We start from the raw sequence: 14194 nt of genomic DNA, 5'->3' as shown, positions 1-14194 counted from the left end.
TGTTGAGCCAAAAGCAGGACTAATCATACAACTCAGTCGTTTATATCACTACCGTCCAAATTCGATACAACATATATCAATAAAGCCGTAAAACTTCTTTGACTGGAATTGCGTGATCAAAAGTCATTGTGCGCATATGAATGTCTCACTTGTATAAATGCCAGCAGCTTTGATGATGTGACCGCCTCCGAGTGGTAAGCGGGGTCGTCAGCCGAGTGCCAGTGGCGCCGCCAACGGACGCTGAGTGTGAACAGCCCCTATCGCGGCAATGCCTCTTTGAACCTGCCGGGCATCAAGGTCAAAGGCGAAGGCGAGTGGAACGCGCGCAAACATGGCGGCCCCAAACGCCGCATATGGCGCAAGATTCATCTCGGGGTCGATGAAAAAACGCTGTAGACCCGGGCCGTCGAAATTATCGGGGCAATATCGGCGATGCCCCGGTTCTACCTGACCTGCCCGATCAGATTCCGGTGGACGATAACCCAGAGCCATATGGGTGGCGGATAGCCTTTTCGTTGTGTTTGGGACGCTTATTTCGGTTTCTCAAACACAATAGCGAAACTCTCACAGTAGTCTTCATCAAGCATATACTGAAGTATGGTGAATAGTCGCCACATGAAGTAGATCGGAAAAAAGAAGCTGAAATAAGACGACCAATACCGTCGAGATTCAGCCCTAACAACCATGCCATGAGCATTCAGCAACCCGCGCATCTCTGCGGGAGTGCATCGATCGTAGTAGGCAGGAAATCCATCGCCGCTCTTGCCCGGGAAAACCCAATGCATCAGGCGTCTTTTGAACTCGTTCGGCAGTTTTGTATTTAGCTTCGCAAAAGCTGCCTTGCGGCAAGGTAACTTGATGAAACAGCGCCCTCCTGGACGCAGCAGCGCAACAAGAGAGCCAACCGCAATCTCGTTGTTCGTGACATGTTCAAGCGTGTTTCTGCAGATCACGAGATCGAATTGCCCGTCCAGATCCTGAGGAGGATCGAGAAGGTCCACTACGCGTGTTTCGGTATAGGTTCCTGCTGGCGCGGCCTTTAGCTCATCAGGGTCGATGTCTATCCCTACGTAACGCCTTTCGTCGACCCCTTTACCGTATGCTTGGACGAATGGTTTCTTTCCGCCGCCAACATCGGCTACCTCATGCGCTACTTCGAAAAGCTGCTCTGGCCGCATATCACCCAAATCACCCTCTTTTTTCAAGAAGGGTAACATTCTCTCGAATCCCTGGGAGAGTGCGATATTCCATCGTGCAAAATGACGAACCAATGACACTTTTTGCCCCTTATTCTAATTCTCCAATACATGATCCAGAACCGGAAGCCCATTTTGGACCAATCCACCCGATCTATGCGTTCGCATCAAACTCTAATAGCGTTTAGAGTTTTCAAGAAAGACTGCACAATGTCATAAGTATGATGGTTGCCAGGTCAAAATGGTGGATGGAATTCACCCCGTTTCTGGTCCGGGCTTCATGCGACCTTTCGGGTTTCGTTGTAATCGGCTCTCAAAGAAATTTGCGGCAGGGCTTTACCACCTTCGTTATGTTGTGGCGACGAGTCTTGACCATAAGATGAGCGCCCGGCAGCATCACGAGATGTAATAGTCTTTGTATTTGCCTTTATAGTAATTGTATCCGTCATAGGAATATTTCGTGGCGCGCGCCTCGTTAATCATAGTCATTACTAGACCTGCAATGGGGGCACCTACGGACCGCAGCTCCTTCAGACCTTCCAACACCGCGCCGCGCGGGGTTTTGTCCCAGCGCACCGCATAAACGACCGCATCCGCCAATTGTGAAAGGATTCGCGCATCGGTTACCACCAGCGCTGGTGGCGTGTCGAGGATCACCAGATCATAAGCTTCACTCAGGGCCTTGATCAGATAAACAAAGCGTCGCGAAGATAGCACGTCGGCGGCATTGATTGACGTCTTCCGCTCTCTGGCGCGGGTCATGAGCACATGCACGCCTGAAGTGGGTTCCTCGTAGATCGCGTCATTAACCGAGGCCGTTCCGTCAATGACAGACAGCAATCCAGGCTGTTTACCAATGTCTTCAAGCATCTCCGCGAGAGACGGCATACGCAGGTCACAATCGACGATAATCGCGGATTTGCCCATCTGGCGACTGGTCATTGCCATCAACATCGCACTTGTGGTTTTGCCCTCTCGCGGAACGCTCGAGGTGAACATGACTACTTTGGGCGGATTGTCCACGTTCGAGAGGAGAATACTGGTTCTGAGGTTTCGGACGGATTCCGCTAGCGAGGAGTTTGGTTTGTTTCGCAGGCTTTCCAAAATTGCCTGACGTTTCATCCGCGAACCGATCGAGGGCAGAGTGCCTAAAACTGTCACCCCAGACATTTCTTCCAACTGTGCGGGCGAGCGGAACGTGTTGTTCAGGAAGTCTAACAAAAAGACTATTCCCACACCGATGACTCCACCCATAATCATTGTCAGCAGCATTGTACGCCGCTGTTGCTGTAATTCTGCACGGAGAGGAATTTCTGCGGGTGACAAGATACGGGCGTCTGCTGTTTGCAGATCTTCCTGTACGTCAGCTTCCTGCAAGCGGCTAAGGAAATTCTGGTAAAGGCCCCGACTGGCCTGGGCTTCGCGCTCAAGCTGGCGCAGCGCGACTTCGTCTGCCGCTTGAGCGAAAGCTTTCCGCTCAAGTTCGCGCACTTGTGCGATTAGGGCTGCTTCCCGCTCCCGTGCGGCGATCTGGTCGTTTTGGACAGCGGCAACGATCTTTCTAGCCTCTTCGAGAACCTGTCCGCGGATCTGTTCGCGGACCTCTTCGAGTTGTCGCTTGGCAATCACTAAAGATGGATTGTCTTGTGACACCGATGCGCTCAGCGTTGCGACACGGGCAGCGATTTCGGTTTCCTGCTGCCTGATTTGTGAGATTGCAAGCGATGCCCGGAATTCCGAAACCGTATCCAAACTATCCGGGTCATTCAAAGCGCTGCTCAACCTGCTATGGTCTGCCAGGAGGCGCGCGCTGTCACCTCGCGCCTGCTGCAGAGCTGCGTTGAGGTTCGCCAGTTGTTGTTGGGTAATTTCGAGGCTCTGGCCCTGTTCTTCTGCGAGTTCGGCACGAGCGGCTTCGACCCTGTCTTCCGCTGTTTTCACATCATCTCGCAATTCATCCACCCGAACGCTGAGCCAGCTTGTCGCGGCTTGTGTCGCCTCCAGTTTGGCTTCAAGCTGGTCGACGATGTACTGGTTTGCAATGGCATTGGCGGCATTGGCGGCTGTGTTTCGGTTGGTCGAGACGAAGGAAATACCCAGCACATTGGAATTACCCACGGGGTTCAGTTCCAGACCATACAACACGTTGCGGACGATCACCTGGCGCAGCCGTTCTTCCCGCGCGAGTCGGCGGGCTTCGGTATCGGCAACTGGAGGTGGAGGCGGGGCAATGACACCGAGGCCTTCCATGATGTCGACGATTCCGGACGGCAGCGAGATATAGCTCCCGGCGCGCTCCATAAGGCTTGGTACTTCTTCGCGCAAAGCCGGGTTGAATTCCGGATCCTGGTCCAGATTGAGTTGATCCACCACCCGTGTGATCAGGTTGGTCGACGACAGGATGAGCATCTGATCCTCTAGTCCGGCCCTATCAAACCCTTCTTCGTTCAGGATACTTTCGATAACGTTGCTTCTTTCAATGTCGAACATCACCATGGCTGTCGCCCTGTATGTCGGGACGACTTGGGAGTTTGACAAATAAGCGAGCATATAGGCAATCATCAGGCAGATTGCGATGATCCACTTGCCACGCCAGAGCTTCGAGACAAGCCCGCGGATATCAACTGTGCCGCTGATCTCGTCCATAGGGTCATGCTGAGATTCGGCCATGTTCACCGGGTTTGGCAGGACGAAAGGCTCAACTGAATTGTTCACTTTATACCCATCCGATTAAAACCAACCTTTGACCAACAAAAAGAGCTTGTGCCTATTTTAACTGGCGTTCCAATGCGTTGGCAAACGTTAGATTTTGAGAAGCCGTATTTTCGTACACTATATATTTACTCGTGCGCCCGCTTCGGGCCAGCACATTTTTGCTTACCAGGGTCAGTACTCATCTGCATATTGCAATCATACTGAGACGGTGTGTTAAAAATATGTCCAGGCTTTCTTGTTTGAGTCTGGTACATAAGAGGGTGCCGGTCGTGAGGATTGAAGTTATTGAGCGGGCTGTACGTGTCACAGCTATTGTGATGTTTCTGGTTCTGGCATTGATGTGTCTGGGTGGAGAAGCACTGCTCGTGGCTCCTACGCCAGCGTCAAGTTTCCTTGCGCATCTGGTAATATTCTTCTTTCTGAGCTCTGTCAGTTATGTAGGCTGGGTGGAGGCGGCTTCCCGCGTGGCTATTTTGATGGTCGCACTGGCAACGGTATTCGAGGTAGCGCAAGTGGCCCTTCCGGGGCGGGCGTTTTCCACTCTGGATTTTGCCGGAAATCTAATTGGCGTGGGATTGGCCTGGGTCTTCTTCAGAGTCTTACTGAACTTCAAACGAACTATTCGGGCGTAAGTTCAACTGTGCATGGCTCCTTCCCCACGTGAGACGCGGGCCGGAGGGCGTCCTAAGCTTTGCCAGCCCACAGCTTCCAAGAGAAAATTCTGAGGGCATTGCCCCACAGAGGTAACCTCCGCCCTTGAGAAGGCACCAAGGCACTTTAAAGCAGAGCGATGTCCCTTTGGGAGTATACGGAATTTGCTTAGCTGCCAAATTGTTGGCTTAATTTGAGTGCAGCATAGGTCCAACAGAGATTTGCTTCAGAAAAACACAACAAATCCACGCGGGGGGGGGACATATGAGCAGCTGCGGTGAATTCAACTATGGGCAGGCGAGAACCCGCCGCTCACGACCATTGAACTAGCTTGAGAGTCGAAAACTTGGCAAGTAATAACCATACTAATCCGACACAGGTAATGTTCGTCAAAAAGGGCAACCTATAATATGGCAGTGTTTTTATTCGGGGTTGCAGTAAGCTGGGTGTTTACCTTTGTTTTGTGGTTTGGTTGGTCATTCGGCCTAATGTCGGGTCTACTGTTGGGGGCCTTGATAGGTACCGCCACAATATTTGCGTTCTTCACGGTGCAATGGACGCTATCGGCTCTGCTTAATACTCATAACCGCAGACATATCACCGCTAACAAGAATGCGCGCTCCATTCTTAAGAAAGCAATTCTGCGCCCCTAAACTTGCGGTTCGATATTTACCTTTGTTCTCATTCAGACGGCGCCTCAATCTCTAGGTAGATTCGTTTGAAGCGGCAGTTTGGACTTGGAAGAGCCACCATTTAAGGTTGTTTTCTTTCTTCGGATTCCCCTCATGCTGGTGGTTCAATTCAACAATGGGGTGAAATTCGACCAGATCGTCGTGTTTGCAGTTGGCTAAGTGGTCTTTTGGGGAAATTGTGTTAAAATTATGTTGATTGTGATTTTAACGTTACGTTAATTTTATATGGTTGGCGAGTAGTGCGAGCAGAAGGTTCTCAAGAGAAGGCTTCTTTCAAACCGCAGGGTAGATGAGGTGTTGCTTCGGGTAATTCTGAAAATGATATGAGTTGAGTGCGTTTTGCCGCAAGGCCAGGACTGGAGAGGCAGATTTTTAGCTGCCTTTGTGCGGAAATAGGTGTATTCAAAGAATTTTTAGTTAGAAGGCGTGTGTGTGTATGAGTGATATGATTGACCATTCAGTGACCAGCGAAAGCTGGGCTTTCGAAACAACTTCTGGAAAGATCACAGGCAAGGGCAAGCCTGTTTACTTGGTGTCCAAACGTATCTTTGATATTGCTGTGAGCTGTGCGGCATTGCCCGTTTTCTTGGTGCTTTGTGCAGCTATCTACCTCTTAAACATCTTCTGGAACCCGGGGCCTTTGTTCTTTCGCCAAGAGCGCATGGGAAAAGATCAGCGCAAGTTCTCGATGATTAAATTTCGCACGATGCTGCCCGAAGAAAAAAGCACCAAGCGTGGTCCCTTCGACAAGCTGGAGGAGTGGCGAATAACACCATTTGGGCAATGGATGCGAAGGACGCGCCTGGACGAGGTGCCGCAGTTTTTAAACGTTATCATGGGTCAGATGAGTCTGATTGGCCCGCGACCCGAAGTATTCGAATTTGCCCAAGCCTATCACAAGGAGATGCCAGGCTATCACCTGCGAGAAACCGTGCGGCCGGGTATCACAGGGTATGCGCAAGTAAAGCAGGGGTATACAGACTCGGAAGAGGCTGTACGCATCAAAACAAAACTGGACACGTTCTATGTGCAGAACATGAACTGGTGGCTAGATCTCAAAGTGCTTTTTGATACGGTTCGTGTAACCCTTACCTTCTATGGGGCGCGGTAACTGAGCCTCCCCAACTGAAACCATCATCCCGATGGATCAGAGGCCGATGATGCACTAACAATCAACTTTGACCAGTCAGATGAGGCTGCTCACTGTACTTACAGCAAGTTCGAGACTTGCGCGCATCAGGCCCTATAGATCAAAGAGCCCGGATCATTTCGAGGTACTTCTCGATCACAATTGCCTCGTCAAATTCCCGTTCCATCTTTGCGCGGCCGGCGCAGCCCATGTCGCTTCGTTCCTTTGGAGACAGTGCTGTGATCTTTTCCATTTTCTCCAGAAGATCAGACGAATCCCGCAGTGCACAGAGGTACCCGTTGATCCCATCATCGACGGTGCTGCGGCACCCCGGAGCATCTGTTGTGATGATTGGACGCCCTATGGCTGAAGCCTCAAGAAGCGTGCGTGGTGTACCCTCCGGATAAGCAGAGGGCAGAACAATGCAATCAGCTTTCCGTATCTCGGCTGGAACATCATCGGAGTAACCAAGATAACTAACATGACCATCAGCGACCCAAGCGGCAATTTGCTCTCGCGAGATGGCGGTTGGGTTATCGTTGTCTATACCTCCGAGCAAGTAGAATTGGACATTCGTCCGTGACTTACGAATTTGTTGCGCCGCTTCCACAAATTCGCCAACCCCCTTGTCCCAGAGCATCCGCCCAATGAGCAAAAATCGCAACGTGTCCTGCTCGGGCGGAACGGGCAAGGGAGAGAAAGAGAATTTCAACAGATCAACCCCAGAGCCGGGCAGAAGATCGTGGCGTTCATGTTTGACGATGCCACTTGTCGTGAACAATCTACGGTCATCGGGGTTCTGGAAAAACACCATGGCGGCACGACCGAGAGCGATCCGATAGAGCGTCTTGGCAATCTGTGCCACGACATTCTCGGAGACAAAAACAGTACCGAGGCCTGCAATATTGTTTACCGTAGGCACACCCATTTTATGGGCTGCCATTGACCCATAGACGTTTGGCTTGATCGTATAGCCCAGATAAACATCAGGCCGCACAGAACGAAAAGCCTTCAGGAACCGGCGATACAGAAAATAATCCGAAATCGGGTTCTTGTTCATTTTCATTGGAATATCAAAATGCGTGACACCCATTCCTACGAGTTGTTCGGTATAGGCATCTTTCGGGGCCATAATGACCACATCGTGACCGTCTTGCATCAAAGCCTGAAGAAGATTTCTACGAAAAAGCCATACGTAGTGGCAGGTGTTGTAGCCCATTGCGATTGTCTTAGACATCTCTCGACTTCCTCTTGGAAGGCTATTCTGTAAAGAACACTTCGCGGTTGGGATCGGGTGATATGAATTCTGCTTCCAGGGTGCGATCGAGCCCTTCTTCAATACTAAAGCTGGCATTGAAATCATGGAACTTGGACTTTGCCGATTTAAAGCTTGTGTTGGCACAAAACTTACGGACACGAACCGAGCTGACCGGAAGGCTGCGGCCGCTCATTTTTGCCACCCCATCCGCCGCATATCCGGCGAGCAGACCCAGCCCATAGGGCATTCGAAAGCCGACACCGGACTTGCCGGAGAGCTTCTTTCTGATCTGGGAAACTAACGTGTTCATATCCAAGTCCGGGTCATCAACGTAATTTACGACAGTATACGGCGATGGGTTCCTCGCCGCATGGAGGAGAAAGGCAGCGACATTCTCAACATACGCCATTGATTTGCGATTTTTGCCGCTGCCGATCATTATGAACCGGCCTGAAGCGACCTGGTTCAAGAGGTTGAACACGTTTCCGCGGTTGCCCTCACCGAACACGACAGTTGGTCGGACAATCGTCAGGTTGCGCTTATCCGTTGCCTCGTCACGCCATTGGCGCAACATGTCTTCACCCTGTGCCTTGGATTTCCCGTAATCATTGAATGGATCAATTTTTCCATCCTCACCAGTGCCGACAGGGGCAAAGCCGTAAACAGCGACGCTACTGGTGAAAACTATATGATCTATGCCTTTGTCGGCAGCAACATCGCATACGGTCTTCGTACCATGCACATTGGTCTCGTAGTATGCAGCCCTGTCACTCACATCGTCTCGATGGACCGCTGCAAGGTTAACGATGACATCACCTGTTATAGCATTGTTAAGGGCATCTTTGTCCCGAATATCGGCGATTGTACTTCGGTCAGGGAATGTGCGGCTGCGTTTCAGATCAATAATTTCAAACGGGATTTCCTGTTGCTTTAGCTGCTTGCAAAGAGTGGTCCCAATAAATCCGGCGCCTCCAAGAACTGAAACCTTATGCATTAAATGCTCCGTAGATTTGTCGTCGCTGAGTTGTTAAGTCGAAAACGAATATAAAGAATTAGCTGCGTGGCAACAGGCCCCGAAACGCATCGCAATATCTCCGCTAGTTTATCTAATTCCCATCATATAATTGCGCAGCCATTCTCTTGTTAGCATGTGCCTGAAGTGTCCGTCATCAGGGGTTTTGGGGCAGGGAAGGATTTAGTCCATGATGGTATCTGCTTTATGTGATTATGCGACGGATTTGCGGTGAAGCAAGCGTCGCGCTTCGATGGCCTTTCGTTTGATCCCTTCGCGTTGTTTAACCTCGCCCGAAGCAGGATCCACGTGCGTTAAGTTTTACAGCAAGATACGGTTCTTCAAGATTTGGCGCTAGTGTCCGATCTTACCTTTGATCCTGATTTCCAAGCATGCAGGCAGACACATTCGTATTTCAGGTCCCGGTAAACAAAGTCATGTTTCAGTTATGAATCCTGACCCGCGGGTGCTCTTCTCTCCTAAAATTGAACCCACTCATCAGCAGCGCAAGCTTGAGCTGTCCACCAAACGATCTGCTATCAGCTTGCAGCACCGCATCGTGGCTGCTTAAACTCAATTCAGAACTGAACCAAAGCCTCTGTTAGAAAACAGCCCACCAAGTCCGAAAAACTCTGATGAAATACATATCATCCTAAAGGAAATTTTAGCTTATGTGCGTGGTCCCATGAATGTAGTTCGAAAATCTCTCAAATTGATGAACCGCAGAGAGAAACGAACAGGAGTTCTGCTGCTAGGATTAACCGTCTTGAAGGGGATTTCCGAAACTGCTGGAGTGGCCTCGATACTCCCATTTTTGTCTATAGTGGGTCAGCCCGAATTAATCGAGTCCAATGCTTATGTCTCAAGAATATATCAAGCGTTTGGTTTTACATCAGTTAACAAATTTCTTTTCGCGCTTGGAATAGTTGTAGTCTTTGTTCTGGCAGTAAGCACAATTTTAAAAGTGACTACTGTTTACGCTACAAATAGATGGATTCAAATGCGAGGTTTTAGCTTGGCTCGCAAAATAATGGAATCGTATCTCAAGCAGTCATATTCTTATTTTCTTACCCGCAACACGTCTAGAATGGCCAGCTTGATCCTCGCAGAGGCACAGACGATAGCCACCGGAATATATCGACCAATTTTTGAGACATTCAATGCAGCAATTACCTTTGCCTTAATTTCTTCACTTCTGCTTTGGGCCAATCCACTGATTACTATTACATCCATCCTCGCTATTGGAACAAGTTACCTTCTACTTTATATCTTTTTAAGAGGGTTTATTAAACACAAAGGCGAGGTGATAATTGCTTCAAATCAGTCTAGATATCGGAGAGTTAATGAAACTTTTATAGGAATAAAGCAGGTTAAGCTGTCCGGCCTTGAGAGTTTCTCTTTGGCGCTATTCTCAAAGCCTGCGAAAGATGCTGCACAAGCAAAGGCCATTAGTGCCACGTTAAGTCTAGTCCCTAAATTTGGCTTAGAAGTAGTCGCATTTGGCGGTATTGTCGTATTGACTTTGGTGTTATTTAAACAAAGTGACGGTTCAATTGAAGAGAGCCTCCCATTGCTTGTACTCTATGCTCTTGCAGGGTATCGGCTTCTTCCTGTCTTCCAGACCACGTACCGATCAGTCTTAACGCTTAGAGTTAGTATCCCATCATTGGATAGAGTACTCGAAGACTTAAATGATGCGGCTGGTTTGGCCGATCTGCCACGGTCAAAGATTGATCCAATACCTTTGAAAAACTCGATTAGATTAAATTCGGTCTGTTATGCTTACCCAGAAACAGCAGCGACTGGTCTCCAAAAGATCGACTTAGAGATACGCAAGGGCGAAAGCGTAGGTATTGCTGGAACAACTGGAGCAGGCAAAACAACTTTAGTGGATGTTTTGCTTGGGTTACTAGAAATCAAAGATGGTAGCATTTTCATCGACGAGACCAGATTGGATTCTAGTAATGTTCGTAATTGGCAGGCCAGTATTGGATATGTACCACAAGAAATATTTTTGTCAGATGCCAGTGTCGCCGAAAATATAGCAATGGGCATTCAAGAATCTCAGATATCAGCCGAGAAGCTCGAGCGCGCCGCTAGAGCTGCAAGACTTTACGATTTTGTCACCAATGACCTTCCGAACGGCTTCCAGACCAACGTTGGCCAACAAGGCGTTCGACTGTCAGGTGGGCAAAGGCAGCGTTTGGGAATAGCGAGAGCACTTTATAATGATCCGCAAGTCATTGTCTTTGACGAAGCAACAAGTGCCTTGGACAATACTACTGAACGTGAACTCATTTCTGAAATTTCTCAAATGAGCCGTGAACGCACAATAATTATGATCGCACACCGACTTAGTACAATAAAGGACTGCGATCATATTGTTATATTAGATAGAGGAACAATTATTGGTAAAGGAACATACGAAGAGTTAGTTGAGAGAAACTCCAAATTTAGAGAAATGGTCTCACATCAGAATTGAAAAAGTGGAGTCACTTTCTCTGGGCTTTTCAGGGTTTTGTCCTCTTCTGACGTTGATGACAGTCACGCGGCGTGAGTTCAGGGGGGCTGGGTCATTACCTTTGATTTCTTATTTTAGCCCAGTGGTCCTTGCACACGTCACGCCACCATGATCGCTTAAGCAGGTGAGAGAATACATACCAGCGATACTCAGGTGATCTCGAAAGAGCTTTCACCTTAGCAACAAGAAAGCGTCGAACATACTGTACTTTGCGACTGCGCGTATCGCCGAATCTGCTGATTGCAGAAACGGTGGAGGATTTTTCCAGACTTGATAGTGTTCCAATATCCGGTGATTTCAAAAATTCAGACATATCCTCAAACACGTTTAGCGTTTCGGACAAACCATTTTTTTCTAGACGTGTTTGAATTGTTGTTCGATCACATCTACGGCGCAATTCTGTCCAATCCACCCATGACCGCAAATCAAGCTCACCAGAATGGTGATTGGCATGTGCGATCAAATGGCAGGCGCGATCTTGTGGTGACATAATCATAAGACGGCCGCATGCTGTCGCATTGGCTCGGGACAGCACTTTTTCTGCCGGTAGAATTTGACCCATCAGGTTTCGGCCAACTGCAAAATGAAGTTCCACCGGCAGTTCCCAGTCGGAATGAAGGATCTTAGGTAAGTGATGCTGGAGGCGTGCAAAACCACGCTGGTTGATGCTATCACTTGATCGAGACGGCACGAAAGGCACCATAGTCGCACCAATTTCGGAAAGAGCCGCTTTTGCAGCACCCGTAAGTTCACGGGGAACAAGTAAATCCAGGTCTCCTATGAAGCGAATGCCCGGATCTCGATGTAAAGGGTCCAGCAAATCTCCACCGCCTTTCATTACGACACACGGAATCTTTGCCCGTGCGAATGCGGTGTCGATCTGTTCAAGCTGCCATCGTGCCTGTGTCGATCTTAGCTGATTAGCCTCGTACATCGTTTTAAAATATAAGTATAAATCTCTTGGAATCGCCTCACGCAATTTAGCCACTTTGATGAGCACTTTTCCGACCAATGCATGTACATGATTGCTCTGAGCAATTCTCGCGAGACTTTCGGGTTGTACTGAGCGCAGAAGAGTTGGCAGTTCAGTAGGCACTGAATCCGAAACATAGGCTTTTGCAAAAAGCAGAGTTGCTTTGTGCGCGTTCGACAGATGTGTTTCAGCGCTGGTCATTTCATCACGAGGTCCATGCAAGCTGGAATAGATTGCTCGGATGAAGAATAACGCAATTTATAGAACGGAACCAAATTGCAAAGCGATGCAAGGGGCCAAATCTGAGCGTCGCGGCGGCAGGGGCGCGCACCTGATACTATACAAGCTGAAAAAGCTTCTTCCGATGACATCGATTGAAGTTCAAACGCCCCGTTCTCAGAATATTCCGGCACTATGACCGCGCCGATGTCTGCTTTGGACCCCAAAGATGCTCCAGCTGGCAGCGACAAATAAGTAACGTTTTCTCGTGCACTCCCGGCTTCCCCATGCAGCGCTACTAATTGTTCAATCTCTGGTAAACACATTGCTCCTGATTTGGCCGCAGCTGCCGTTGGAAAAGAAAATACTGATTTTCCGTCAACTGAAAGAGGAATGTGATCATCGGCCAGGAACCCAAACCCCTGGGCGACGAGCCCTTGACTGAGTGTCGATTTTCCCGATCCGCTTTCCGCGATGAAAAGCATAGCACGCTCATTCGGACCTAAGACGGCAGCACCATGCAATACCGCGCCCACCTCGGAAGGGCTGCAGAGAACCTGTGCCGCCTCTTTCAACAACAGGAACCGCGCTTCATCTCGGTCGGTTCTGCTCCAGATTGGAGTACCATTGAGGCTCAGGGCGAAACCGTCCTGTGCGTCAGCGACGCATCGAAACACTTCAGATGTAGGAGCATTGGACTGCTTTGGGTGACAACAGGCTAAAATCTGTTTCAATTCACCCGATAAGATTTCGCTGTCCATCTCGACAACGAAGCGCCCCCCAGGAGCGCTGAAGCTGATGCGCTTCGTGACAACATCCGGTTTCTCTTTTGCGGGGCGAGGAAATGGCGCCGGTTTGGTTTCAAAGAGGCCGGCAATTCGCCAAGCGTCGATAATATCCAAAACGACTTTGCTATACGCCCGTTTGTTCGCAGAGCTAATTTCGTCTACGTCCGTCAATTGATCCACAATATCGGATGCACTGACCCCCGACTTGACCTGCTCCAACACTCCAATGCCTAGTGCGTTGGTTATAACAATACAGCCGCTCGCGGCGGAGTGGAGCACGAATGATTGCCCAACCGGAACAGCTTCTAGTTTTCTTGACGCAAACTGAATAGCGTCGAATTCATCCAAAGACCTGCCCCATTCGAGTTCTTCTGCATAAGCCTTAAAAATAACCTTTAACAGGTTCGCGAAAAATCCAAAATCATGCGGGTTGTTATTGGAGTGCGATCAAGCTCGGTGGCTCCAATAGGTTTTTTTCTTCCTCAACTTTCTTAGTTTCCTGCGGAGTTTCCTTCTATCTTTATTCTTTACGCGTGGGTGATGCTCGGATCCGCTCGCAGCCGACTTAGCAACTGCTTCGGATGCAGAGAGGACAACTGTCGATGCACCTCCGACAACCGCAGAATACTTCACGAGCGCGGCAAGGACTTCTCTGCGCTCTGTGTTTTCAATTTCATTTTCTTCAAACTTTTCCATACTCTTACCCCACTCTGAACTCACAACTAATGATTTCTACTAACCGGATCGGCCTAAGTCACGCCTTTCCAATGGATTTGACCACCAAAAGGCCACCCACCCAACTGCAAGCGCCACGATTTGGTCAAAAGTCACCCATTGTTGAATAATATCACCATTTTCAGCAGAATCCAAAATCAAAAAACAATTCCAAATTGTTTTCTGCCAAACACCTAATCCCATTCCTTCAAACGAATCCACCTAGGATCTGGCCCATTGGCTTCCGGGTTGCAGCGTGAATCATCACTCGCAAAATGAGCGGCGACATATCTGATCTTTTCTGACACGCCGTAGAGACTTGAGGT

Annotated in this window: 11 protein-coding genes and 1 pseudogene; 4 read left to right on the top strand and 8 right to left on the bottom strand. The window is 49.2% G+C overall.

Annotation, left to right across the window (positions count from 1 at the left end; all coding sequences use genetic code 11):
* Positions 1-225: 225 nt before the first annotated feature.
* Positions 226-476: pseudogene (locus ACR0DO_RS17965) on the top strand (transposase); the annotation flags it as partial.
* 54 nt (positions 477-530) lie between these two features.
* On the opposite strand, the gene ACR0DO_RS17960 reads toward ACR0DO_RS17965, so the two are convergent.
* Together ACR0DO_RS17960 and ACR0DO_RS17955 are read right to left on the bottom strand one after the other, a co-directional pair.
* A complete protein-coding gene (locus tag ACR0DO_RS17960; protein WP_480560866.1) occupies positions 531-1277 on the bottom strand; it encodes a class I SAM-dependent methyltransferase in 747 nt (248 codons plus the stop codon).
* Positions 1278-1592: 315 nt separating this feature from the next.
* Complete coding sequence (locus ACR0DO_RS17955; protein WP_480560864.1) at positions 1593-3911, bottom strand: GumC family protein; 2319 nt, start codon at positions 3909-3911, stop codon at positions 1593-1595.
* A 269-nt stretch (positions 3912-4180) separates the two neighbouring features.
* Here ACR0DO_RS17955 and ACR0DO_RS17950 point away from each other — a divergent pair, with 269 nt between their 5' ends.
* Both ACR0DO_RS17950 and ACR0DO_RS17945 read left to right on the top strand, forming a co-directional pair.
* The gene (locus tag ACR0DO_RS17950) at positions 4181-4543 is read left to right on the top strand and encodes a hypothetical protein (protein WP_170448987.1); all 363 of its coding nucleotides are present in this window, start codon (positions 4181-4183) and stop codon (positions 4541-4543) included.
* Positions 4544-5690: 1147 nt separating this feature from the next.
* Positions 5691-6365 carry a sugar transferase gene (locus ACR0DO_RS17945; RefSeq protein ID WP_170448989.1) on the top strand — a complete coding sequence of 225 codons (675 nt, stop codon included), beginning with the start codon at positions 5691-5693 and terminating at the stop codon, positions 6363-6365.
* Positions 6366-6504: 139 nt separating this feature from the next.
* Here the strand turns inward: ACR0DO_RS17945 and ACR0DO_RS17940 are convergent, their stop codons facing one another.
* Both ACR0DO_RS17940 and ACR0DO_RS17935 read right to left on the bottom strand, forming a co-directional pair.
* Positions 6505-7620: a glycosyltransferase family 4 protein gene (locus tag ACR0DO_RS17940; RefSeq protein WP_480560862.1), complete on the bottom strand. Its 1116-nt coding sequence runs from the start codon at positions 7618-7620 to the stop codon at positions 6505-6507.
* 22 nt (positions 7621-7642) lie between these two features.
* Complete coding sequence (locus tag ACR0DO_RS17935; protein ID WP_480560860.1) at positions 7643-8635, bottom strand: NAD-dependent epimerase/dehydratase family protein; 993 nt, start codon at positions 8633-8635, stop codon at positions 7643-7645.
* 733 nt (positions 8636-9368) lie between these two features.
* Between ACR0DO_RS17935 and ACR0DO_RS17930 the strand changes: the two genes are divergently transcribed.
* Positions 9369-11135 (top strand): ABC transporter ATP-binding protein, encoded by a 1767-nt coding sequence (locus ACR0DO_RS17930; protein ID WP_480560858.1) that lies wholly within the window; start codon positions 9369-9371, stop codon positions 11133-11135.
* 94 nt (positions 11136-11229) lie between these two features.
* Here ACR0DO_RS17930 and ACR0DO_RS17925 read toward each other — a convergent pair whose 3' ends face one another.
* From ACR0DO_RS17925 to ACR0DO_RS17910, 4 genes are all read right to left on the bottom strand, one after another.
* Positions 11230-12348 (bottom strand): nucleotidyltransferase family protein, encoded by a 1119-nt coding sequence (locus tag ACR0DO_RS17925; protein ID WP_480560856.1) that lies wholly within the window; start codon positions 12346-12348, stop codon positions 11230-11232.
* On the bottom strand, positions 12345-13502 hold the full coding sequence (locus tag ACR0DO_RS17920) for a hypothetical protein (RefSeq protein WP_480560854.1): 1158 nt from the start codon (positions 13500-13502) through the stop codon (positions 12345-12347). The genes ACR0DO_RS17925 and ACR0DO_RS17920 overlap by 4 nt, the downstream gene beginning before the upstream one ends.
* 99 nt (positions 13503-13601) lie before the next feature.
* On the bottom strand, positions 13602-13850 hold the full coding sequence (locus ACR0DO_RS17915) for a hypothetical protein (RefSeq protein ID WP_480560852.1): 249 nt from the start codon (positions 13848-13850) through the stop codon (positions 13602-13604).
* A 39-nt stretch (positions 13851-13889) separates the two neighbouring features.
* A complete protein-coding gene (locus tag ACR0DO_RS17910) occupies positions 13890-14090 on the bottom strand; it encodes a hypothetical protein (protein ID WP_170449004.1) in 201 nt (66 codons plus the stop codon).
* Positions 14091-14194: the final 104 nt, after the last annotated feature.

The sequence above is a fragment of the Ruegeria sp. AM9 genome (genome assembly GCF_056540565.1).
The sequence above is the reverse complement of the archived record's forward strand: the minus strand, read 5'-3'. Positions and strand labels throughout refer to the sequence as shown.

Bases quoted from the DNA above. Each gene is read 5' to 3' on its own strand.
- ACR0DO_RS17930 (WP_480560858.1), top strand. From the start codon at position 9,369: ATGAACCGCAGAGAGAAACGAACAGGAGTTCTGCTGCTAGGATTAACC.
- ACR0DO_RS17925 (WP_480560856.1), bottom strand. From the start codon at position 12,348: ATGACCAGCGCTGAAACACATCTGTCGAACGCGCACAAAGCAACTCTG.
- ACR0DO_RS17935 (WP_480560860.1), bottom strand. From the start codon at position 8,635: ATGCATAAGGTTTCAGTTCTTGGAGGCGCCGGATTTATTGGGACCACT.
- ACR0DO_RS17945 (WP_170448989.1), top strand. From the start codon at position 5,691: ATGAGTGATATGATTGACCATTCAGTGACCAGCGAAAGCTGGGCTTTC.
- ACR0DO_RS17915 (WP_480560852.1), bottom strand. From the start codon at position 13,850: ATGGAAAAGTTTGAAGAAAATGAAATTGAAAACACAGAGCGCAGAGAA.
- ACR0DO_RS17940 (WP_480560862.1), bottom strand. From the start codon at position 7,620: ATGTCTAAGACAATCGCAATGGGCTACAACACCTGCCACTACGTATGG.